We start from the raw sequence: 21387 nt of genomic DNA, 5'->3' as shown, positions 1-21387 counted from the left end.
GGCCGGCTGCGTGAAAAAGTTGTGCGCTAGCCGGGCAGGTTGCACCGGGGGTGTGGCAGGCTAGGGGACATGCATCTGGTTGACGGTCAGCGGGATCCGGCCGCAAGCTTTCCCTTGGCCCTTGGCCCTTGGCCCTTGGCCCTTGGCCCTTGGCCCTTGGCCCTTGGCCCTTGGCCCAGGCCGTCGACGACCAAGCCGAACGCCGGCGGGCCAATCGTGCGGTCGCCGTCAGCGCGGCCGGGCTGGGGTTGACAGGTCTGATCGAACTGGCGATAGCCCTGGTGTCCGGCTCGGTGGCCTTGCTCGGCGACGCACTGCACAACCTGTCCGATGTCTCCACGAGTCTGGTTGTGTTCGTTGGGTTTCGGAGCTCGCGCAAGTCGGCGAGCGAGCGCTACCCGTACGGTTTGGAGCGGGCCGAGGATCTCGCCGGGATTGGTGTGGCGCTGGTGATCTGGGCCAGCGCCGCGGTTGCCGGGACCGAAAGCGTCGGCAAGTTGCTGCGGCACGGCTCAACCCAGCATGTGGGCTGGGGGATCGCCGCCGCGGCGGTTGGCATTGTCGGCAATCAGCTGGTGGCCCGTTACAAGCTCGTTGTCGGGCGCCGGATTCAGTCATCAACGATGATCGCCGATGCGAAGCATTCCTGGCTGGACGCGCTGTCCTCGGCGGGCGCGCTGCTGGGATTGTGTGGTGTCGCGATGGGGTGGGGATGGGCCGACGGGGTTGCCGGGCTTGCGGTGACGGGATTCATCTGCCATGTGGGTTGGGAGGTGAGCTCCGAGATCGGGCATCGCCTGCTCGATGGGGTAGACCCGGGCGTGGTGGACACCGCCGAAGCGGTCGCCGCCGCCATACCGGGAGTCGTTCACGCGCACGCGCGGGCCCGCTGGACCGGACGCACGCTACGCGTGGAGGTCGAGGGCTGGGTGGACCCCGCCATGTCGGTGGCCGACGCGGACGACATCGGCCGGCGGGCCGCCGACCAGCTTGGGGCCAGGTTGCCGCAGATGCGCAGTTTCAGCTGGGCCGCACGCGGTGTGCCGCTCGGCTAGCACCGCTGGTCGGCCTCGATCTAGACGACGCGCCACCCGCGGCGGGCGCGAAACCGCATATCCCACAGGTAAAGCTGATAGATCAAGATCCACGCCCGATGGGGGATGAGCCGGTCGGCCAGCCGTAGGGCGGCCAACAGCCACTCGAATCGGCTCTGCTGGGATTGCGACCAGTCCAACCGCATCATCGCGCGAAACTCCGGCGCCAAGAACCCCGTCGTCGCGAACAGGTTGAACGGCCCCGCCAGCGCCCGCAGCGGCCACGGCAGAAACGCCATCGAAGCCACCCCTCGGAGGTGTTCGCGCACCGGTGGGTCGATGTGCAGCTCATCGAGTGAGCGCTTCCAGTACTCGTCGAAGGCGATCCGGTCCGGCGGCCACATGCGCTCCGGCACTTGAAGGGTGGTGCCCAGCCGTTTGGCGTCGAGGTAGACCGAGTCGGCGGCGCCGTCATCGAGCGGTCCGTGCAGGAATTCGTGTTGCTCGACGAAGTAGCGGTACAAGCAGGCGGCCACCCACAGCTGCAATTTGGGATCGAAGGCGTTATAGGACACCGGACTCGACGAGGTGGACCGGACTTGCCGGTGTACCGAGTCCACCGCAGCGCGGATCAACGCGCGGTCGGACTCCGACCCGATGGTGGCAACCGCCAGGTAGGTGCCGGTGGTGCGGGCGCGCTTGAACGGATGCTTGTAGACGTTGCCGCTGTCCACCGGACTCTCCAGCACGCCATACCCGACGCCGGGCAACGACAGCTGCATGATCACGTTGGCGGCGGGCAGCAACAGCGCGGCCGGGTTCAACAGGTCGGCGACCCGGGTCGCGGGACGCTTCATCGGGATTCCTGACCCATGAGGATGAGTAGACCACGCGCCGGGGGGTGCCGTCATGGACTAGCCGAACGCGCGGGCCCGGTGGCCACCGGACGGCCATGTGAGACGCTGCCTGAGTGGTTGCGTCGGCACGGCAGGCCCGGACGGTCGGTGTCCTGGTGGGCTATCTGGCCGACCTGGTGCTGGGCGACCCACAGCGAGGTCATCCGGTCGCGGTGTTCGGGCGGCTGGCCGCGGGGTTGGAGCGGGCCAGCTATCGCGATACCAGGGCCGCCGGCGCGGTGCACGTTGGCGTGCTGGTTGGCGGGGTGGGCCTGCTGGGTGCGGTCTTGGGGCGCCCGGCCGGCAGGCCGTGGTCGGTCGCGGCGACGGCGATGGCGACCTGGGTATCGCTGGGCGGAACCTCGCTGGTGCGCACTGGCCGGGAAATGGCCGAGCTGTTGGACCGCGGCGACCTCGATGCCGCCCGGCGGTTGCTGCCGTCGCTGTGTGGTCGCGATCCGGCTCAGCTGGACGTGCCGGATTTGACCCGCGCGGCCCTGGAATCGGTTGCCGAGAACACTTCCGACGCGCAGGTGGCGCCGCTGCTGTGGGCGGCGGTCGGCGGCGTGCCGGCGGTACTGGTATATCGCGCCGTCAACACCCTGGATGCGATGATCGGCTACCGCTCGCCGCGCTACCTGCGATTCGGTTGGGCCGCAGCGCGGCTGGATGATCTGGCCAACTACTTCGGGGCCCGCGTGACCGCGGGGCTGGTGGTGCTGTGCGCGCCGCTGGTCGGTGGGTCAGCGCTGGGCGCGGTGCGGGCCTGGCGGCGCGACGCGGCGCGGCACCCCAGCCCCAACGCCGGGGTGGTCGAGGCCGCTTTTGCCGGGGCGCTCCGGGTGCGTCTGGGCGGGCCCACCCGGTACCACTTTGAGCTGCAGATTCGCCCCACCCTCGGGGACGGCGGTCAACCCACGGTCGATGACCTGCGCCGCGCCGTGACGTTGTCGCGGGCCGTGCAGGCCGCCGCGGCAGTGGGCGCCGGGCTCTTTGTCTACCGCCGGCGGCCGTAGCGGTCGGCGAGCTTTTGCTCGACGGTCATCGGTGTGTCCGCGGGCGGCGCATCCTCGCGGGCGCGTGTTTCGCGCCGGCGGGCCCGCAGTTCGGCGTAGGCGAAGTAGCCGAGTCCGATTGGCGCCAGAATGCCGAAGGCGATCCACTGGATGCCGTATGACAAGAACGGTCCGGAATCCAGATGCGGCAAGCCGATCAGACCCAGCCCGCCGGGTTGGTTTTCGACCAACTGCAGATAGGAGCCGGCCAACGGCACTCCGGTCAACGTGGAGATCTGCTTGGCGTTGATCGAGTACACCTGCTCGAAGCCGTCTCGGGAGAACGGCTCCTTGCCCGCCATGGTGGGCTCGAAGTCGCGCAGCCGTGCCGTGATGGTCAGGGTCTGGTCCGGGGCGCGGGGGATAGGCGGCACGTGCGAGCCCGGTTCGGGGCGGACGTACCCGCGGTCGACCAGGACGGTGGGTCCGCCGTCGACGGCGAACGGGGTCAGTACCTCAAACGCCTGGTCTCCGTCGACCACCCGCAGCCGGGCCAGCACCTGCACATCGGACAGATAGTGTCCGGTCGCCGTCACGCTGCGCCACTGCGCCTCGGGAGCTGACGAATCTTGCTGTGGCAGTAATGTTTTGACCGGAACCGCCGGCGAACTCAGGGCATGGTTGATCTGGCGGTTCTCCCGCGACGTCTTGGTGTTCTTTCCCAGCTGCCACGGCGCGAGCACCGTGAAGCACAGGTAGGTGAACGCGATGACCACCAGGGCCAGCGCTATCCACCCGGGCCGCAGCAGAAACGCCAGGCGTCGCATCACACCTTGCCGTCCTGCGCCAACTGTTCGTCCACCCAATCGTGCAAACCGGGCAGGGCGGCCTCGATGACGACGAGGACCTCCTCGAAGTCGTCATGGCCCCCGTAGTAGGGGTCCTCGACATCGAGAACGTAGGCCCCCGACCGTGGGTCAAACGAACGCAACATCCGCAGCCTGCTCTCCTCCACGCCGAGCTGACGCAACTGCCGGGCGTGGTTGCGCCCCAGCGCGATGACCAGATCCGCCTCCAGGTGGTCCGTGCCGACCTGGGCGGCGCAGTGATCGGTGGGGTAGCCGTGGGAGTGCAGCACCTGCCTTGCCCGTTCGTCGGCCCGATTGCCGACGTGCCAGTTGCCGGTGCCGGCGCTGGTCACCCGCACCGCCTCGCCCAGCCCGCGTTCCCGCAGCTGGTGGGCGAACATCTTCTCGGCCATCGGCGAGCGACAGATGTTGCCGGTACACACGAAAGTGACGTGCAGCGTTGAGTCAGACACCTAACGCCTCCCGCAATTCGTCGACCGTGCCGGCATGCAGGGCGGCGCCGCTGTGGGTACCGGCGGCGAAGTCGGCCTTTCCGTAACCCCAGCCAACCACGACCGTGTCGATGCCATGGGCGGCCGCGCCCTCCACATCGTGGCTGCGGTCACCGACCATGAGCACCCGTTCGGGCAGCGGGTGCAGCTGGGCCAGCGCGTGGGCGAGCACCTCGGTCTTGCTGCGGCGTGCGCCGTCGCCGGTCGCGCCGGCGATCACCTCGAAATGCGCGTCGAGCCCGAAATGGGCGAGTACCCGCCGCGCCGTTGGCTCCAGCTTGCAGGTGGCCACCGCCAGCCGAACCCCGGCGGCACGCAGGTCGGCCAGCAACGGCGCGATCCCGTCGAACAGGGTGTTCATCGCCCAACCACGGGCACCGTATTCGGCCCGGAAGGCGGCGATCGCGTCCTCGACGCGGTCGCCGAGCTCCATGGCGTGAAAGGTGTCGTCCATCGGCGGGCCGACGATCTGGGCGACCAGGTCGCCGTCGGGAACGGCGGCACCGATGTGGTTGAGTGCGTGGCGGAAGCTGGCCACAATCCCGTGGGCCGAGTCGGTCAGGGTGCCGTCGAGATCGAAGATCACCAGCTGCGGCGTCCTCTCCGGGCACCGGGTGTCCTGCGGTGTGGCGCCGGGGTCAGCCGGTGAATCGGCTGCAATCGAACCTGTCACCACTCCATTGTCGTTGATGCGGCGGTCGGCGGGGTCGGCAGGAGCTGGCGAGACCGGCTTGAGCAGCCGAGTTTGGTCGGACCCGGCCGGTGCCCGGGCCTCGCGGCCGCGCGGGTAGCCGTGTGCCAGGCAGGGGCGTAGTGCTCCGGATGCCTGGTTCTGTCACCGGCGCACTAGTGTTTTCTAGGTGGTGAGTCTGGACACGAGCCCGCTGGCGGCGGCGCGTTATCACGGGGATCAGGCCGCCACGCCCGGCATGCTGGATTTCGCCGTGAATGTCCGCCACCCGCACCCGCCGCACTGGCTGGTCGAACTGCTGGCGCAGCGGCTGACCACGCTGGCACGCTATCCCAGCATCGAGGACACCCAGCGCGCGCAGGATGCGGCGGCGCTGCGTCACCGCCGAACCCGCGCGGAGGTGCTGCCGCTGGCCGGGGCCGCCGAGGGTTTTGCCCTGTTGAGTAACCTGCGTCCGGTTCGGGCAGCAATCATCGCGCCGTCATTCACCGAGCCGGCCGCGGCCCTGAGCGCCGCGGGGATCCCGGTGCACCATGTGGTGCTGGCGCCGCCGTTCCGCCTGGATGAAGCCGCGGTCCCCGACGATGCCGACCTGGTCGTCGTCGGCAATCCGACCAACCCGACCTCGGTGTTGCACAGCCGCGAGCAGCTGCTGGCATTGCGCAGGCCGGGCCGGATCCTGGTGGTCGACGAGGCGTTCGCGGACGCTGTTCCCGGCGAGCCGCAGTCGCTGGCCGGCGACTGCCTGCCCGACGTGCTGGTGCTGCGCAGCCTGACCAAGACGTGGTCACTGGCGGGTCTGCGGGTGGGGTACGCCCTTGGCACGCCGGACCTGCTGGACCGGCTGACCCGGATGCGGGCCCACTGGCCGGTGGGCACCCTGCCGTTGACGGCCATCGCGGCCTGCTGCACGCCCGAAGCGGTGGCCGAGGCCGCCGCCGATGCTCGACTGCTGCTGGCAGCGCGGGCCGAGATGGTCAGCGGCCTCGGTTCGGTTGGTGCCAGCGTGGTCGATGGCTGCGCACCGTTTGTCTTGTTCAGCGTCCCCGATGCCGATGAGCTCCGCAAACGGCTGCATCAGCGCGGAATCGCGATCCGCCGCTGCGACACCTTCGTCGGCTTGGACGACGGGTATCTGCGCGCGGCGGTGCGGCCCGAATGGCCGCAGCTGGTCGATGCCATCGCCGAAGTCAGGCAGGCCGGCCGCAGCGGGAGGCGACGATGAGCGTTCGGCTCGCTGACGTCATCGAAGTGCTCGACGGCGCATATCCGCCGCGTCTTGCCGAGTCCTGGGACTCGGTCGGCCTGGTGTGTGGAGATCCCGGGGAGCCGGTGGAATCGGTGACGGTCGCGGTGGACGCCACACCGGCAGTTGTCGATGAGGTTCCGGAGCGCGGGTTGCTGCTGGCCCATCACCCGTTGCTGTTGCGCGGGGTCGATACGGTGGCCGCCAATACCGCCAAGGGTGCGCTAATCCACCGTTTGATCCGGACGGGTCGCTCGCTGTTCACCGCGCACACCAACGCCGACTCGGCATCGCCGGGGATGTCCGACGCGCTGGCCCAAGCGCTGGGACTGACCGTCGAATCCGTGCTCGCCCGGTCGCCAAGCGTGGCCGAGCTGGACAAGTGGGTTATCTACGTGCCGCGCGAGCACACAGAACCCGTGCAGGCGGCGATCTTTGACGCTGGCGCCGGACATATCGGTGACTACTCGCATTGCAGCTGGAGCGTTACGGGCATCGGGCAGTTCCTCCCGCTGGACGGCGCGTCACCGGCGATCGGCAGCGTCGGCACCGTCGAACGAGTCACCGAGGACCGGGTCGAGATCATCGCACCCGCGCGCGCCCGTGCCGCCGTGCTGTCGGCCATGCGAGCCGCGCACCCGTACGAAGAGCCGGCATTCGACATTCTTGCGCTGGTGCCACCACCGGCCGACGTCGGGTTGGGGCGCATCGGCACGCTGGACCGGCCGCAAACCTTGCGCGACTTCGTCTCTCGCGTCGGCGCCGTGCTACCGCAGACGTCCTGGGGAGTGCGCGCGGCGGGGGACCCCGAGATGCTGGTGACGCGGGTGGCGGTGTGCGGTGGCGCCGGCGATTCACTACTGGGCGCGGCGGCCGCGGCGGACGTCCAGGCCTACCTCACCGCAGATCTGCGCCACCATCCTGCCGACGAACATCGCCGCGCCTCCGCGGTCGCGTTGATCGACGTCGCGCATTGGGCAAGCGAGTTCCCTTGGTGCGGCCAGGCGGCCGAGGTACTGCGGTCCCATTTCGGTGAGGCGCTGCCGGTGCGGGTATGCCCGTTGCGTACCGACCCGTGGAACGTTGCAGCAAGCCGCGAGAACGACAGCTGAGAATAGGACCGGGAGATCAGACATGAAGGCCGAAGCGGCACAGCAGCGTTCGCTATTGGAGTTGGCGAAGCTCGATGCTGAGCTGTCACGGATCGCCCATCGGTCCACCCATCTGCCCGAGGGGTCCGCTTTCGAGCAGGTTCGGGTTCAGCACGAGGCGGTCAGTGACCGACTCGCTGCGGTGCGAATCGCGTTGGAGGACTTGGACGCCCAGGTTTCACGCCTAGAAGACGAGATCGACGCGGTACGTAAGCGTGAAGACCGGGACCGGTCATTGCTCACCTCGGGGCTGTGGATGCCAAGCAATTGGCTGACCTGCAGCACGAGCTGGAGACCCTGGAACGCCGCCAGGCCAGTCTGGAAGATTCGCTGTTGGAGGTGATGGAGCGCCGCGAGGAGTTGCAGGCGCAACAGAACACCGAGATTGCGGCGCTCGAAGTCCTGCAAGCCGAACTGACCGCTGCCCAGCAGTCCGTCGATGCCGCCCTGGCCGAACTCGACCAATCCCGTCAAGAACATTCATCGCGACGCGACACGCTGGCCGCATCGTTGAATCCCGATCTTGCCGCGCTCTACGAACGGCTGCGGGCCGGCGGCGGGCCAGGCGCGGGGCAGTTGCAGGGCCACCGTTGCGGTGCCTGCCGTATTGAGATCGGCCGCAGCGAATTGGCTCGTATCTCGGCGGCCGCCGAGGACGAGGTGGTTCGGTGTCCGGAATGCGCCGCGATCCTCTTACGGATCAAGGGACCCGAGCTGTGAAAGTCATCATCGAAGCTGATGGTGGATCGCGTGGTAACCCGGGGCCGGCCGGATACGGCGCAGTGGTGTGGACCGCGGACCGTTCGACCGTGTTGGCGGAGAGCAAACAGGCGATCGGCCGCGCCACCAACAACGTCGCTGAATACCGCGGTCTGATAGCCGGTTTGGACGACGCCGTCAAGCTGGGTGCCACCGAAGTGTCGGTCCTGATGGATTCCAAACTGGTGGTCGAGCAGATGTGCGGGCGCTGGAAGGTCAAGCACCCGGACCTGGTGGAACTGCACGGGCAGGCGCGCGAGCTGGCAGGGCAATTCCGCCGGATCAGCTACGCGTGGATTCCGCGGGCCCGCAATGCGCATGCCGACCGGCTGGCCAACGAAGCGATGGACGCCGCGGTTCGCACCAATCGGCGTGGCGAACCCGGTACCGTGGCAGTGGCCGCCGTCGCCGACCCCGCCAACACGGCGCCTGTCCAAACCCCGGCAGCTCCCGGATGGACCGGTAGACGCGATACGGCCACCAGGCTGCTGCTGCTGCGACATGGTCAGACCGAACTGTCGGTGCAACGCCGCTATTCCGGGCGCGGCAACCCGGCGCTCAACGAAGTCGGTTGGCGCCAAGCCGGTTTGGCCGCCCGCTACATCGCGCACCGCGGCGGAATTGCTGCGGTGGTGTCCTCGCCTTTGCAGCGTGCCTACGATACGGCGACGACGGCGGCCCGAGCCCTCGGGCTGGACGTGACGGTGGACGAAGACCTGGTCGAAACGGACTTCGGGGACTGGGAAGGCATGACTTTCGCGGAGGCCGCCAACCGCGACCCCGACCTGCACCATCGTTGGCTCAACGACACCAGCATCACGCCGCCGGGCGGTGAGAGCTTCGATGAAGTGCTGCGGCGGGTTCGGCGCGGACGCGACCGGATGATCTCCCGGTATGAAGGCACGACCGTGCTGGTGGTCTCACACGTCACGCCCATCAAGATGTTGCTGCGACTCGCGCTCGATGTCGGCTCCGAGGTCCTCTACCGGCTGCATCTTGATCTGGCGTCGCTGAGCATCGCCGAGTTCTATGCCGACGGCGCGTCGTCGGTGCGGCTGGTCAACCAGACCGGCTACCTGTAGCAGCGCCGCCGTCAACGATCGGGCCAGGCGGCTGGGTTCGACGGCGTCTGTTGGCCGCGATTTTGCGTAGCGGGTAGCGTATGTTCCGCGGACGAGTTGGCTGGGCGGCCGCGGCTCGGGTTGGGCTCGTGTTGTCACGAGTTCAGCGCCGAATCGAGGAAAGTCCGGACTTCACAGAGCTGGGTGATTGCTAACAGCAATCCGAGGTGACTCGCGGGAAAGTGCCACAGAAAACAGACCGCCACCCTCGCGGTGGTAAGGGTGAAACGGTGCGGTAAGAGCGCACCAGCACCCCGGGTGACCGGGGTGGCTAGGCAAACCCCACCCGAAGCAAGGTCAAGAAGGCCGTACCGTAGGTGCGGCCGCGCAGGCGTTTGAGGGCTGCTCGCCCGAGTCTGCGGGTAGGCCGCTCGAGGTACCCGGCAACGGTGTGCCCAGATGGATGGTCGCCGCCGCGCCGCCGCTGGTTCAGCCGCGGCGGTGTGGAACAGAATCCGGCTTACAGGCCAACTCGTCCGCCTTACGTTTACGACCTGCATATTCAGCTAGCCGGAGCCGCCTCCGTCCGCAGCAGATCCGAGTACCGAATCAATTGCGTCCCGCGTCCGGTTGTCGGAATCGGGCCGCAGGCGGCTGTAGGCGGGACTGTGGGACGGAGTTTGCTGATCCGGCGATGTGCACCGCTGGTCGCCAAGAAGGTCAGCGGCGACGACGGGCGCCGGTGCCTTGGGGGGCAAGCTTCGGTGGGTTGCCTTTCGCTGGTTTGCCGTTGGTTAATTAGCCTCACGAGTTAGTGACTTAGGTCCTTAAGAGCATGGGGCTTCTGTCACCGGACCGTGGATTTGCTGCGATCATCGGAATGGGCGGGCGTAGCGTCTCGGAAAAGTCGGAGAAGGCCGAAAATTGTTTCCTTCGGACTTGGGCCGCCCGGTCGTGATGGGGATTGACGAGTGTCAGCTTTTGTTTATGCCGCACCCGAGGAGTTAGCTGCAGCGTCTTCCAGCTTGAGCAGCCTGGGGTCGTCGATCAGGGAGGCGCATGCGGCGTCGGCGGGCTTGACGACATCGATTGCGGCGGCGGCTGAGGATGAAGTGTCGGCGGCGGTCGCAAAGTTGTTTGGTGGTTACGCCCAGCAGTTTCAGGCGCTGGGCGCGCAGGCGTCGCTGTTTCATGACCAGTTCGTGCAGGCGCTGAATGGCGGTGGGTTCTTGTATGCGGCCACCGAGGCCACCAGCGCGTCGCCGCTGCAAGCGGCAGCCGCTGCGGCCGTGGGGGTGCAAGACGCCATCAATGCGCCGTTCCTGCAGTTCACCGGGCGCCCGTTGGTTGGGCCGGGTACCGATGGGGCGCCGGGCACCGGGCAGGCCGGTGGGCCCGGTGGATGGTTGTGGGGCGATGGCGGCGATGGCGGATCGGGCACGCCGGGTACGGCCACCAGCCCGGCCGGTGGCGCGGGCGGGGCCGGTGGGTCGGCGTTCCTGTTCGGCTCCGGCGGTCACGGTGGATCCGGCGGGACCGCCTATGCGGGCAGCGGCGCGGTCGGCGGGACCGGAGGCAACGGTGGTGCCGGTGGGCTGATTTTCGGCGGCGGCGGGGCCGGTGGGGCCGGCGGCACCAACCACGCCAGCGGCGGCCGCGGAGGCGACGCCACCATCAGCACCAGCGGGGGCGGCACCATCACCGGCGGCACGGCGACCGGCGGCGTCGGGGGTGCGGGCACCACCGGCGGCAGCGGCGGCGGCGGCGGTAGCGGCGCCCTATTTGCCAACGGTGCCGGCAGCTCCGCCAGCGGCAGCGCCATCGGAGGCTATGGGGGCGTGGGCACCACCGGCGGCCTCGGCGGCGTTGGCGGCTACGCTCAGGTCAGTGCTTCTAACGGCGGCACCGCCACGGGCACGGTCAGCGGCGGCTACGGGGGTGCGGGCACCACCGGCGGCCACGGCGGAGGCGGCGGCAACGCCTTCCTCCGGGCTTACGGCGCGGGCAGCTCCGCCAGCGGCATCTCCATCGGCGGCGCCGGGGGCGCGGGCACCGCCGGCGGCTACGGTGGCAGCGGAAACTACGCCTCGATCAGAGGTTATAGCGGCGCCACCGTCACTGACGGCACGGCCACCGGCGGCGGCGGTGGCGCGGGCACCGGCGGCCGCGGCGGCTTAGGAGGTAGCGCCACCCTGTTTGCCAACGGGGCGGGCAGCTCCGTCGCCACTGGCGCCGCCACCGGCGGGGTCGGCGGGGCCGGCTCCACCGGCGGCATCGGCGGCGCCGGAAACATCGCCCGAATCACGGCCATCGGGGGCGGCACCGTCACTAGCAGCGCCACCAACGGCGGGGCCGGCGGTGATGGCATCACCGACGGCATCGGCGGCAACGGCGGGGATCCACCTTCACCGCAAACACCGGCGGCACCATCGACACCCGCACCGGCACTGGCGGCAACGGCGGTAGCGGCACCGGCCTGGGCAACACCGGCGGCAACGGCGGGGCCGCCGACCTCACAGCTCCCCCGACTGGATGGGAGTGGACCTTTTCGGTACGCCCGGCGCGAATGTGCCGTGACAGTTCGCCGCTGATCGAAACGCCACCACGGCCTGGTCGAGATGGCTGGGAGAGAGCAAACCTCACACGACCGTCAGCCCGGCCGGAATCCTCTCCGGGTCGCGCCAGAAGGCGTCGTGGGTGAAGCGGTTGAACAGATCCGGCGGTAGCAACGTGTCGCGCGGTTCGGCCGTGACCGTGGGGCGCACGGTGTGCAACCCCGGTGTCCCGGCGCGCTCGTCGAACTTGGTGACGTCGTACTCGACATGGCCGAAATCGTGCTCGAACACCGGCTCACCCAGAAACGCGTAGATGGCCTGCATCGCCTTGGCCGGGTCGGTGCTCAGGGTTTCGTACTGCAGCAACAGAAGTCGATCTCGTTGCGCGCCGTAGCACGCCTGCCGCAGGGCATCGTAGGGACCGCCGACCATGCCGTCGGGCGCCACCACACTTGTGGCGCGGCTAAACACCGTGCCGCCGGCGCTGTAGTTGAAAATCGACGACGGGCTAAAGACGTTGTGTTGAATCAACCGCTCGATGCTGTCCACCACCCACTGCAGTTCACGCACGCAGGCAATCACTTTCGCATCGGGAAACAGCCGCGCAATCGCGGGCATCCACGCACACCAGCCGCGGTTGGTGTCAAAGATCACCTCGACGGTGCAGTCCGCATAGAAGTCGTTGAACAACCCGCGCAGGATGCGCTCGCGCTTGGCGTCATCGATGAACACCGAAAACTCGTTGCGCCCACTCATTTCGTCGAGCAGGGCGCCGAACAGGCCGGCCAGCGGACCCGACATTCCGGCCTGGAACCGCGGGTTTTGCCGCAGCAACGCGGCCAGCAACGTCGAACCCGAACGCGGCAGACCGGAGATGAAATGAATGGCTTTCACGGCACACCCCCGACTTGGCTTCCGCACCATGACCTGCCCTGCGGACGTCTACCTCGTGTGATGCCGTCATGCTAACCGATCGCAAATTCCTTTCGTTGGATGATCGCGCATGAACGCGGCCGCCCGCCATGAGCCAGGCTCATCAAGATCGGTCTGCGGGAACACGGGGGCTGGGCCGGCGGAGGTTCTGGCTTCGGTGGGTGATGTTGCGCCGTCGCGGTGATGGTTGCGGTGGTGCTGGCCGCGGATTCAGAACCCGTGCCGCACGATTCAGTACCGCACCGACGTAATCCCCATCGCGCAGCCCGGCTTCGCCGGTCGCGATGCCCATCGGTGCCGGCAGCTCCAGCGCCCGCTGGGCAGCCACCGCCGACGTGATCGAGACGCCGGGATTGTCGGCCGACTCTGCGACAGCCGCGCGCGAGCTGGCGCTGATCCGTGGCGGTGCCACACCCGGCAGCTTCACCGTGACGCGGCCAGCTGTGCCCGCCTGATGACCAACGTGTTGGGCCTGCTCGCACTACTGGCCTTCGCTTTGTTCGTCGGAGCCCTGATGCTGCGCGTGGGATGGCGTTTGACTTGCCCACCCGCGCTCAGCGTCGGGTCTTGCGTACCGACTTGTCGAGCCGGTGCAGGGCGGCGTCGAGCCGCTGCCGGCAACCCTCGGCCAGATCGCTCTCCCGCTGATACAGCAGACCGTAGGTAAAGGTGTCCTGGCCCGCGGCGTGCGCCGCATCGGTCTCGTGGAGCAGGTGCTCTCGGCTGACCACGCTGTCCTGGTGATCGCCGAGCAGCGTCTGGATGGCCTTGGCCTGGCTGGAGACCTGGACGGCTCCGGTGGCCGCGGCGGTGTAGCGCAGCCTCTTGGCGCGCTTGCGGATTCGGTGCAGCGCCTCGTTGGGGCCGAGGTGGGCACCCGCGTCCACGGCGGCAGACTCGGCCGGCGAACTTGGCGCCTTGGCGGCCGCCTTGGCGAGTTTGGCGGCCTTGCGGACCCGTCGGTAGGCCGCCTCGATACTCGGGGGTGGGGCCGGCTCAGCCCCCGCGGCGGCGGTGTCGGCCGGATACGCGGCCGCGATGGCGTCGAGGGCATCGAGCAGGCGGAAGTAGCGCTTGGACCGCATGGCCACCAACGACCGCCGCAGCCCGGCGTGGTAGCGGTGCCGGGCCCCGTCGACCAGACGCTCGTAGACGGGTCCGCGCACCAGCGTCGGGTCTAGCCTCTCCAGGGCATGCTGGTAGCGCTGGCCAAGCACCTCGGCATCACGGGCCACCCCCAGCACGGCGGCGAGTTCGCGCAGCTCGTCGAGAACCCACGCCTTGTCGGCCAATCCGAACGAATCCTGCGAATCCGCGAGCAGGCTGCGAATCTTGCGCGTGGTTACCCGCATCTGATGGACGGAATCGTCGACGTCGGCGCGCACGGCGCGATCCCACACCAGCAGCTCCGCAACGTAGCGGGCCACCGCGCGGTGCACCGGATCCGCCGGTTCGGGCCGGCCCGCCCACGGCGAGGTCGAGCCCAGCACCCGAGCCAGCTTGGAGCCGTGCCCAGCCGGTGCCGCTCCGGTGTCAAGCAGCCGGTTGCTCAGCCGGTCCAGCAGTTCGCGACTGGCGCTCTGGCTCGGGTCCGAAAGCTCCAGCTCCCACTCGCGCCACTGTTGTTGCGCCGGTTCGGCATCCGGACCGGCACCAGCCGACCAGGCGGTGACGTGGTCATCGCAGAACTCCGCGAGCGGTGCTCCGTCAACGCCGTATAAGAACTGGCTCGCGCGCTGTGTGCTGATGCGCGCGACCGGCTGCAGCGGGCGATCACGCACGATCGCCAACACCACATCGAGCAGCTCCGCCGGAACGCGGTGTTGGGTCGGCGCCCCCAAGGACCCGGATGTGTCCGGCTCCGTGATCGGCGCATGCAGCTCGGTGCGGGCGTCACCACCGGCCGGCAGCTTGAGATGCCAGCCGGCGTCGGAGCCACCGGTGCGCCGCCGCAGGGTGATCCGATTGCTCGCGAGGTCCTGGTCTGCGGTGTCGAAATACACCGCATCCAGCGCCTGGACCGGCTTCCTTTCCACACGAGCCACCGCCGCAATGCCTTCGAACGAGGGCGATACCGTCGACTCGACGACGTCGAACTTGCGCTCGACCTCCAAGTGACGCGCCGTCTTCGGCGCCTTTACAGGCATTTTCGCCTCCGGTCAGGCCACAGATCCGCGGACATGAAATCGTGGATAGGCATCATAGAGTGCCACACCGAGGTGACGCGTGAGCCTCAAGGTTCGGTTGCCGACGCCACACACCATTCGGTTCCTGCGCCGGCCCGAAAGCACCTATCGTGTGCGATGCGGGCCGTCCCGGCGGCCTTCGGTTACTTGATGAAGGAGTCGTTCATGGTGTTGTTCGGTGCTGCCAGATCGCGCCTGGTCGCCGGTGGGATCGTTGCCGGCGCGATGTTCCTGGGCGCAGCCGGCTTCGCGTCCGCGGTCGCCGGGGCAGATCCGGATGATCCCGCTCCCGTTCCCGCACCGGCACCGCCGAACTGCACGGCGGCGGACCTGGCCGGGGTGTCTGCCGGGGTTGCCGCAGCGACTTCGGTGTACCTGTTCAGCCATCCCGAGGTCAACGACTACTTCACCGGTCTGCGAGGTCAGCCTCGCGACGACATCCGTGACCAACTGCAGCAGTACATGGACGCCAACCCCGGCGTACACGCCGAGCTACAGGGCATTCGCCAGCCGCTGACCGACTTTCGGGATCGGTGTCAGCAGTAGGGGAGAATCAGAAGCAGTGCTCCTCGGCGGGAAATACGCCACCGGCCACGTCTTGCGCGTATTGCACCGCGGCGCGGCGTAATTCGCCGCCGACATCCGCGTAGCGCTTGACGAATCGGGGGCCTTGCCGCTGCTGAGGCCGGCCATGTCCTGCCAAACCAGGACCTGGCCGTCGCAGCTCGGGCCGGCGCCGATTCCGATGGTCGGGATGGTGAGCTTGCCGGTGATCTGGGTGGCCAATTCCGCGGGCACCATTTCCATCACCACCGAGAATGCCCCGGCTTCGGCGACGGCGATCGCGTCGGCGATCGTTTGTTCCGCGGCGTCACCGCGGCCCTGCACCCGGAACCCGCCCAAGGTGTTCACGCTCTGTGGGGTGAAGCCGATGTGGGCCATCACCGGGATGCCCGCCGCGGTCAGGCACGCGATCTGCTCGGCCACCCGCTCGCCGCCCTCGAGCTTGACGGCATGGGCACCGGCTTCCTTCATGAATCGGGTGGCCGCCGCCAGCGCGGCCGAAGGTCCGGACTCGTAGCTGCCGAACGGCAGGTCGGCGACGACCAACGCGTGCGGGGCGCCGCGCACCACACCGCGCACGAGGGGAATCAGCTCATCAATCGAGATCGGCACCGTGGTGTCGTAGCCGTACACTACGTTGGCGGCGGAGTCGCCGACCAATAGAACCGGGATGCCTGCGTCGTCGAAGGCCCGCGCGGTCGAGTAGTCATAGACCGTGAGCATGGCCCACTTGTGGCCTTCGGCTTTCCATTTCTGCAGGTGGTGGGTTCGCACCTTGGTCCGCGGCGCGCTGGCCGCGGAAGGCGACGACTCACCGGCGGGCACCGGCGGGCACGCGCCATAGACATTTTGCTCAGACTGCTCAGAGATCTGCTCAGACATCATTGTCCCTAGCTGTTGGTCGGGTAGATCCTCGTGGCCCTCAGCACAAGCTGATATCCGGGTCCCCGGGTTCATCTGACCTGGCTAGTCTGCCATTTCTTACGCACGGATGCACTGTGAGCCCGCGCACGGCCTACCCATCGGCGGAATGCAGCGGCTTAGTGGCCTCGACGCCAGCTTCTTGTACCTGGAAACCTCGAATCAGCCGATGCACGTCTGCTCGATCATGGAGCTGGACACGTCGACGATGCCCGGCGGCTACACGTTCGACCGGCTGCAGGACGCGTTGGCACTGCGGATCAAGGCGATGCCGGAATTCCGCGAAAAGCTGGCCAACAGCGCACTGAACCTCGATCACCCGGTATGGATCACCCGGTATGGGTGGACGACGAGGACTTCCAGCTGCATCGGCATCTGCACCGTATCGGCCTGCCCCCACCGGGGGGCCGGGCTGAGCTCTCCCAAATCTGCGGTCACATCGCCTCACTGCCGTTGGACCGCAGCCGCCCGCTCTGGGAGATGTGGGTGATCGAAGGAGTGGCAGGCACCGACTGCCACCACGACGGGCGCCTGGCGGTCCTGACCAAGGTGCACCATGCCGCGGTCGACGGCGTGACCGGTGCCAACCTGATGTCGCAGCTGTGCACCACCGAAGCCGACGCTCCCGCCCCGGATCCGGTCGACGGGGTCGGCGGTGCCACCGATTGGCAGATCGCCGCCGGGGGCCTGCTCAGGTTCGCCACCCGGCCGTTGCAGCTGGCCAATGTGGTGCCCGAAACGGTGTCCTCGGTGGTGTCCACCCTGCTGCGGGCGCGCGAAGGCCTGACCATGGCGCGTCCATTCACCGCGCCGCGCACGGTGTTCAACGCCCGCGTCAGCGGCCGGCGCGCCGTTGCCTACGCGGAGCTGGATCTCGAGGACATCAAGGCGCTGAAGAATCACTTCGGCGTCAAGGTCAACGACGTGGTGATGGGGCTGGTCTCCGGCGTGCTGCGCAATTACCTGGCGGACCGGGACGCACTGCCCACGTCGTCGTTGGTGGCGTCGGTGCCGGTGCCGGTGCACGGCAAGTCCGACCGTCCCGGCCGTAACCAGGTATCGGCGATGTTTTCCAGCCTGCACACCGAGATCGCCGATCCGGCCGAGCGGCTGAACGCCATCGCGCACGGCAATACGGTTGCCAAGGGCCACAGTTCGGCGATCGGCGCCACGCTGCTTCAGGACTGGTCGCAATTTGCCGCGCCGGCGGTCTTCGGCGCCGCCATGCGTGTCTATGCAAGCAGCCGGCTGACCGAAAGCCTGCCCGTGCACAACCTGGTGGTCTCCAATGTGCCGGGCCCGCAGCTGCCCCTGTACATGCTGGGATGTGAGGTCAAGGCGATGTACCCGCTGGGGCCCATCTTCCACGGTTCGGGCCTCAACGTCACGGTGATGTCGCTGAACGGCAAACTCGACGTCGGGTTGGTGGCCTGCCCGGAGCTGCTTCCGGATTTGTGGCAAATGGCCGACGAATTCGCCACCGTAATGGAAGAACTGCTGGCCGAGACCGGATGACGGGCGCGGTGACGGTGGTTAACCAGCATTTACCGTGTTCTCTGGCACCATAGGTTGCCATGTTCCTGTCTCGCCGCGACAAGCTCGCGCGAATGCTGCTGATATGGACCGCGATCGCCAGCGTGGCGCTCGTCCTGACCGGCTGCATCCGCGTCGTTGGCGGGCACGCCCGCATGGCCGAGCCGAAGCTCGGCCAGCCGATCCAGTGGTCACCGTGCCGCAGCTCCAATCCGAACGTGAAGATTCCCGGCGGAGCGCTGTGCGGCAAACTCGCCGTGCCGGTCGACTACCGCCAACCCCGCGGCGATGTCGCGGCGCTGGCGTTGATTCGCTTTCCGGCCACGGGCGACAAAATCGGTTCCTTGGTGATCAACCCCGGCGGGCCCGGTGAATCCGGCATCGAGGCAGCGCTCGGCGTCTTCCAGACGTTGCCCAAGCGCGTCCACGAGCGCTTCGACCTGGTTGGATTCGACCCACGCGGAGTGGCGTCCTCGCGTCCCGCGTTGTGGTGCAACTCCGACGCGGACAACGACCGGTTGCGCGCGGAGCCGCAGGTCGACTACAGCGAGGCCGGCGTCGCGCGGATGGAGGAGGAAACCAAGCAGTTCGTTGCCCGCTGTGTCGGCAAGATGGGCAAGAACTTCCTGGAAAACGTCGGCACGGTCAACGTGGCACGGGACCTCGATGCCATCCGCGCGGCGCTCGGCGATGACAAGCTGACCTACCTCGGCTACTCCTACGGCACCCGGATCGGTTCGGCGTATGCCGAGGCCTACCCGCAACGGGTGCGGGCGATGATCCTCGACGGTGCGGTCGACCCGAATGCCGATCCCATAGAGGCGGACCTGCGGCAGGCCAAGGGGTTTCAGGAAGCGTTCAACGACTATGCCGCCGACTGCGCCGAGAACGACAGCTGCCCATTGGGTACCGACCCGGCCAAGGCCGTCGCCGTCTACCACAGCCTGGTCGACAAGCTCGTCGACCCGAACAACCTGCAGGTGAGCAGGCCGGCTCGGACCAAGGACCCGCGCGGGCTCAGCTACAGCGACGCCATCGTGGGCACCATCATGGCGCTGTATTCGCCCAACCTGTGGCAGCACCTGACCGACGGTCTCACCGAGCTGACCGAGGATCGTGGTGACACCCTGCTGGCCCTGGCCGACATGTACATGCGTCGCGACTCGCACGGCCACTACACCAACGCCACCGACGCGCGTGTGGCGATCAACTGTGTTGACCAGCCACCCATCACCGATCGCGCCAAGATCGTGGACGAAGACCGCCGCTCGCGCGAGATCGCGCCGTTCATGAGCTACGGGAAGTTCACTGGCCACGCCGCCCTTGGCACCTGCGCGTTCTGGCCGGTCCCTCCGACCAGCAAGCCCCACGCGGTGTCGGTGCCGGGCTTGGTGCCGACCGTGATCGTGTCCACCACCCACGACCCGGCCACGCCGTACAAGGCCGGGGTGGATCTGGCGAACCAGCTGCATGGTTCGTTGCTCACTTTCGCCGGAACCCAGCACACGGTGGTGTTCCAGGGCGACAGCTGCATCGACGACTACGTCACGGCTTATCTGATCGGCGGCACCACGCCACCGCGCGGCGCGAAGTGCTAGGCGTGCGATAACACCGGGTAACCAGCTCCGCGCCGGACGCCGCGGTTAGGGACTATTGGCCCTAGGGCGGTGCAGCGGCGGCCCGGAATACTTGGGCGGCTTGTCCAAAACTATTCGGTCACCGTTGCCTTTGGAGCTGATCAATGACCACCGAAGCGCCGCCTGCCCACGATCTCGAAGCCCGCCGGCCATTTCCGCCGCGAATGGGGCCCAAAGGCAGCCTGATCTACAAGATCATCACCACCACCGACCACAAGATGATCGGCATCATGTACATGGTCGCCTGCTTCATCTTCTTCTTCATCGGCGGCTTGATGGCGTTGCTGATGCGCGCGGAGCTCGCCACACCGGGGCTACAGTTCCTGTCCAACGAGCAGTACAACCAGCTGTTCACCATGCACGGCACCGCCATGCTGCTGTTCTACGCGACCCCGGTGGTGTTCGGATTCGCCAATCTGGTTCTGCCCTTGCAGATCGGCGCACCCGACGTAGCCTTCCCGCGGCTCAACGCATTGTCGTTCTGGCTCTTTGTCTTTGGCGCGTTGATCGCCTTGAGCGGATTCATCGTGCCCGGAGGCGCCGCCGACTTCGGGTGGACCGCCTACACGCCACTGTCCAACGCCGCTCACAGTCCCGGTGTGGGGCCGGACCTTTGGATTCTGGGCCTGGCGGTCGGTGGACTGGGCACCATCCTCGGGGAGTCAACATGCTGACCACCGTGGTGTGCCTGCGTGCTCCGGGAATGACGATGTTCCGGATGCCGATCTTCACCTGGAACATCATGGTCACGAGCTTGCTTGTGCTGATGATCTTCCCGCTGTTGACCGCGGCGCTGTTCGGTTTGGCCGCCGACCGTCACCTCGGCGCCCATATCTACGACCCCGCCAACGGTGGGGTCATTCTGTTTCAGCACCTGTTCTGGTTCTTCGGGCACCCCGAGGTGTATGTCATCGCACTGCCGTTCTTCGGGATCGTGTCCGAGGTGATCCCGGTGTTCAGTCGCAAGCCGATCTTCGGTTATACGACGCTGGTCTACGCGACACTGTCGATTGCGGCACTGTCCGTGGCGGTTTGGGCCCACCACATGTTCGCCACCGGGGCCGTGCTGCTGCCCTTCTTTTCGTTCATGACGTTTCTGATCGCGGTGCCGACCGGTCTGAAATTCTTCAACTGGATCGGCACCATGTGGCGGGGTCAGCTGACGTTCGAATCACCGATGCTGTTCTCGCTGGGATTCCTGGTCACCTTCCTGGCCGGCGGGCTGACCGGCGTGTTGCTGGCCAGCCCGCCGCTGGACTTTCACGTCAGCGACACCTATTTCGTGGTTGCCCATTTCCACTACACGCTGTTCGGCACCATCGTGTTCGCCACCTATGCGGGCATCTATTTCTGGTTCCCCAAGATGACCGGGCGCCTGCTCGACGAGCGGCTGGCCAAGTTTCACTTCTGGCTGACCTTCCTCGGGTTCCACGCCACCTTCTTGGTCCAGCACTGGCTGGGCAATTCGGGGATGCCGCGTCGGTATGCGGACTACCTGCCCACCGACGGCTTCCAGACGCTCAACGTCATCTCCACGATCGGAGCATTCACCCTCGGTGTCTCGGTGCTGCCGTTTGTATGGAATGTGTTCAAGAGCTGGCGCTTTGGCGAACCGGTGCTGGTCGACGATCCGTGGGGACACGGCAACTCGCTGGAATGGGCCACCAGTTGCCCTCCGCCTCGGCACAATTTCAACGAGCTGCCCCGAATTCGTTCGGAGCGACCGGCGTTCGAGCTGCACTACCCGCACATGGTGAAACGTCTTCGGGCCGAGGCCCACGTCGGTCGTCACGAAATCGAGACCGACACTTCAGAACTGGCGGGTAGTCCGACGTAGTGAGATACGAGACCAAGGCGTAACCATT

14 protein-coding genes, 1 other RNA gene and 5 pseudogenes are annotated in these 21387 nt (G+C 67.4%); 13 read left to right on the top strand and 7 right to left on the bottom strand.

Annotation, left to right across the window (positions count from 1 at the left end; all coding sequences use genetic code 11):
- Nucleotides 1–69: 69 nt before the first annotated feature.
- Nucleotides 70–1055: pseudogene (locus tag CKW46_RS19325) on the top strand (cation diffusion facilitator family transporter).
- A 20-nt stretch (nt 1056–1075) separates the two neighbouring features.
- On the opposite strand, the gene CKW46_RS19320 reads toward CKW46_RS19325, so the two are convergent.
- A complete protein-coding gene (locus tag CKW46_RS19320) occupies nt 1076–1891 on the bottom strand; it encodes an oxygenase MpaB family protein (RefSeq protein ID WP_011739495.1) in 816 nt (271 codons plus the stop codon).
- A 113-nt stretch (nt 1892–2004) separates the two neighbouring features.
- On the opposite strand from CKW46_RS19320, the gene CKW46_RS19315 reads away from it, so the two are divergent.
- Nucleotides 2005–2946 (top strand): cobalamin biosynthesis protein, encoded by a 942-nt coding sequence (locus CKW46_RS19315; RefSeq protein WP_240274737.1) that lies wholly within the window; start codon nt 2005–2007, stop codon nt 2944–2946.
- On the opposite strand, the gene CKW46_RS19310 is transcribed toward CKW46_RS19315, so the two are convergent.
- From CKW46_RS19310 to CKW46_RS19300, 3 genes are read right to left on the bottom strand one after another with little or no spacing between them, the layout of a single operon-like run.
- Entirely contained in the window at nt 2928–3752 is an 825-nt protein-coding gene (locus tag CKW46_RS19310; RefSeq protein ID WP_011739497.1) for an SURF1 family cytochrome oxidase biogenesis protein, read from the bottom strand. The two genes, CKW46_RS19315 and CKW46_RS19310, sit on opposite strands and share 19 nt — an antisense overlap.
- Nucleotides 3752–4186 (bottom strand): low molecular weight protein-tyrosine-phosphatase, encoded by a 435-nt coding sequence (locus tag CKW46_RS19305; protein WP_420873298.1) that lies wholly within the window; start codon nt 4184–4186, stop codon nt 3752–3754. The genes CKW46_RS19310 and CKW46_RS19305 overlap by 1 nt, the downstream gene beginning before the upstream one ends.
- A gap of 52 nt (nt 4187–4238) precedes the next feature.
- On the bottom strand, nt 4239–4958 hold the full coding sequence (locus tag CKW46_RS19300) for an HAD-IA family hydrolase (protein ID WP_167470903.1): 720 nt from the start codon (nt 4956–4958) through the stop codon (nt 4239–4241).
- Between the two features lie 187 nt (nt 4959–5145).
- On the opposite strand from CKW46_RS19300, the gene cobC reads away from it, so the two are divergent.
- The 6 genes and pseudogenes from cobC to CKW46_RS19270 all read left to right on the top strand — a co-directional run bounded on the left by cobC (nt 5146) and on the right by CKW46_RS19270 (nt 11784).
- Nucleotides 5146–6201 (top strand): Rv2231c family histidinol phosphate aminotransferase CobC, encoded by a 1056-nt coding sequence (cobC, locus tag CKW46_RS19295; protein WP_036426494.1) that lies wholly within the window; start codon nt 5146–5148, stop codon nt 6199–6201.
- Entirely contained in the window at nt 6198–7334 is a 1137-nt protein-coding gene (locus CKW46_RS19290; RefSeq protein ID WP_015356210.1) for a Nif3-like dinuclear metal center hexameric protein, read from the top strand. The genes cobC and CKW46_RS19290 overlap by 4 nt, the downstream gene beginning before the upstream one ends.
- A 22-nt stretch (nt 7335–7356) precedes the next feature.
- Nucleotides 7357–8093, top strand: a pseudogene (locus tag CKW46_RS19285) (zinc ribbon domain-containing protein).
- A complete protein-coding gene (locus tag CKW46_RS19280; protein WP_012394957.1) occupies nt 8090–9214 on the top strand; it encodes a bifunctional RNase H/acid phosphatase in 1125 nt (374 codons plus the stop codon). Before CKW46_RS19285 ends, CKW46_RS19280 begins: the two are co-directional and overlap by 4 nt.
- 92 nt (nt 9215–9306) lie before the next feature.
- Nucleotides 9307–9732: RNase P RNA component class A (gene rnpB, locus CKW46_RS19275), an RNA gene on the top strand.
- A gap of 432 nt (nt 9733–10164) precedes the next feature.
- Entirely contained in the window at nt 10165–11784 is a 1620-nt protein-coding gene (locus CKW46_RS19270) for a PE family protein (protein ID WP_499018107.1), read from the top strand.
- A gap of 48 nt (nt 11785–11832) precedes the next feature.
- Here the strand turns inward: CKW46_RS19270 and CKW46_RS19265 are convergent, their stop codons facing one another.
- Nucleotides 11833–12642 (bottom strand): sulfotransferase family protein, encoded by an 810-nt coding sequence (locus CKW46_RS19265; RefSeq protein WP_499018105.1) that lies wholly within the window; start codon nt 12640–12642, stop codon nt 11833–11835.
- Nucleotides 12643–12965: 323 nt separating this feature from the next.
- On the opposite strand from CKW46_RS19265, the gene CKW46_RS19260 reads away from it, so the two are divergent.
- The gene (locus CKW46_RS19260; RefSeq protein ID WP_015356207.1) at nt 12966–13136 is read left to right on the top strand and encodes a hypothetical protein; all 171 of its coding nucleotides are present in this window, start codon (nt 12966–12968) and stop codon (nt 13134–13136) included.
- Nucleotides 13137–13235: 99 nt separating this feature from the next.
- On the opposite strand, the gene CKW46_RS19255 is transcribed toward CKW46_RS19260, so the two are convergent.
- Nucleotides 13236–14828, bottom strand: coding sequence for a CYTH and CHAD domain-containing protein (locus CKW46_RS19255; RefSeq protein WP_015356206.1), 1593 nt, complete (start codon nt 14826–14828; stop codon nt 13236–13238).
- Nucleotides 14829–14984: 156 nt separating this feature from the next.
- Here CKW46_RS19255 and CKW46_RS19250 point away from each other — a divergent pair, with 156 nt between their 5' ends.
- The gene (locus tag CKW46_RS19250) at nt 14985–15413 is read left to right on the top strand and encodes a heme-binding protein (RefSeq protein ID WP_020787057.1); all 429 of its coding nucleotides are present in this window, start codon (nt 14985–14987) and stop codon (nt 15411–15413) included.
- Nucleotides 15414–15420: 7 nt separating this feature from the next.
- Here the strand turns inward: CKW46_RS19250 and panB are convergent.
- A pseudogene (gene panB / locus CKW46_RS19245) lies at nt 15421–16313 on the bottom strand (3-methyl-2-oxobutanoate hydroxymethyltransferase).
- A gap of 148 nt (nt 16314–16461) precedes the next feature.
- Between panB and CKW46_RS19240 the strand changes: the two are divergent.
- The 3 genes and pseudogenes from CKW46_RS19240 (at nt 16462) to ctaD (ending at nt 21359) form a co-directional block, all read left to right on the top strand.
- Nucleotides 16462–17867 (top strand): annotated as a pseudogene (locus CKW46_RS19240) (WS/DGAT/MGAT family O-acyltransferase).
- A 59-nt stretch (nt 17868–17926) separates the two neighbouring features.
- A complete protein-coding gene (locus tag CKW46_RS19235; RefSeq protein ID WP_117435375.1) occupies nt 17927–19483 on the top strand; it encodes an alpha/beta hydrolase in 1557 nt (518 codons plus the stop codon).
- A gap of 143 nt (nt 19484–19626) precedes the next feature.
- Nucleotides 19627–21359, top strand: a pseudogene (gene ctaD / locus CKW46_RS19230) (aa3-type cytochrome oxidase subunit I).
- Nucleotides 21360–21387 lie beyond the last annotated feature (28 nt).

Source organism: Mycobacterium liflandii, from assembly GCF_022354805.1.
GTDB lineage: Bacteria > Actinomycetota > Actinomycetes > Mycobacteriales > Mycobacteriaceae > Mycobacterium > Mycobacterium marinum.
The sequence above is the reverse complement of the archived record's forward strand: the minus strand, read 5'-3'. Positions and strand labels throughout refer to the sequence as shown.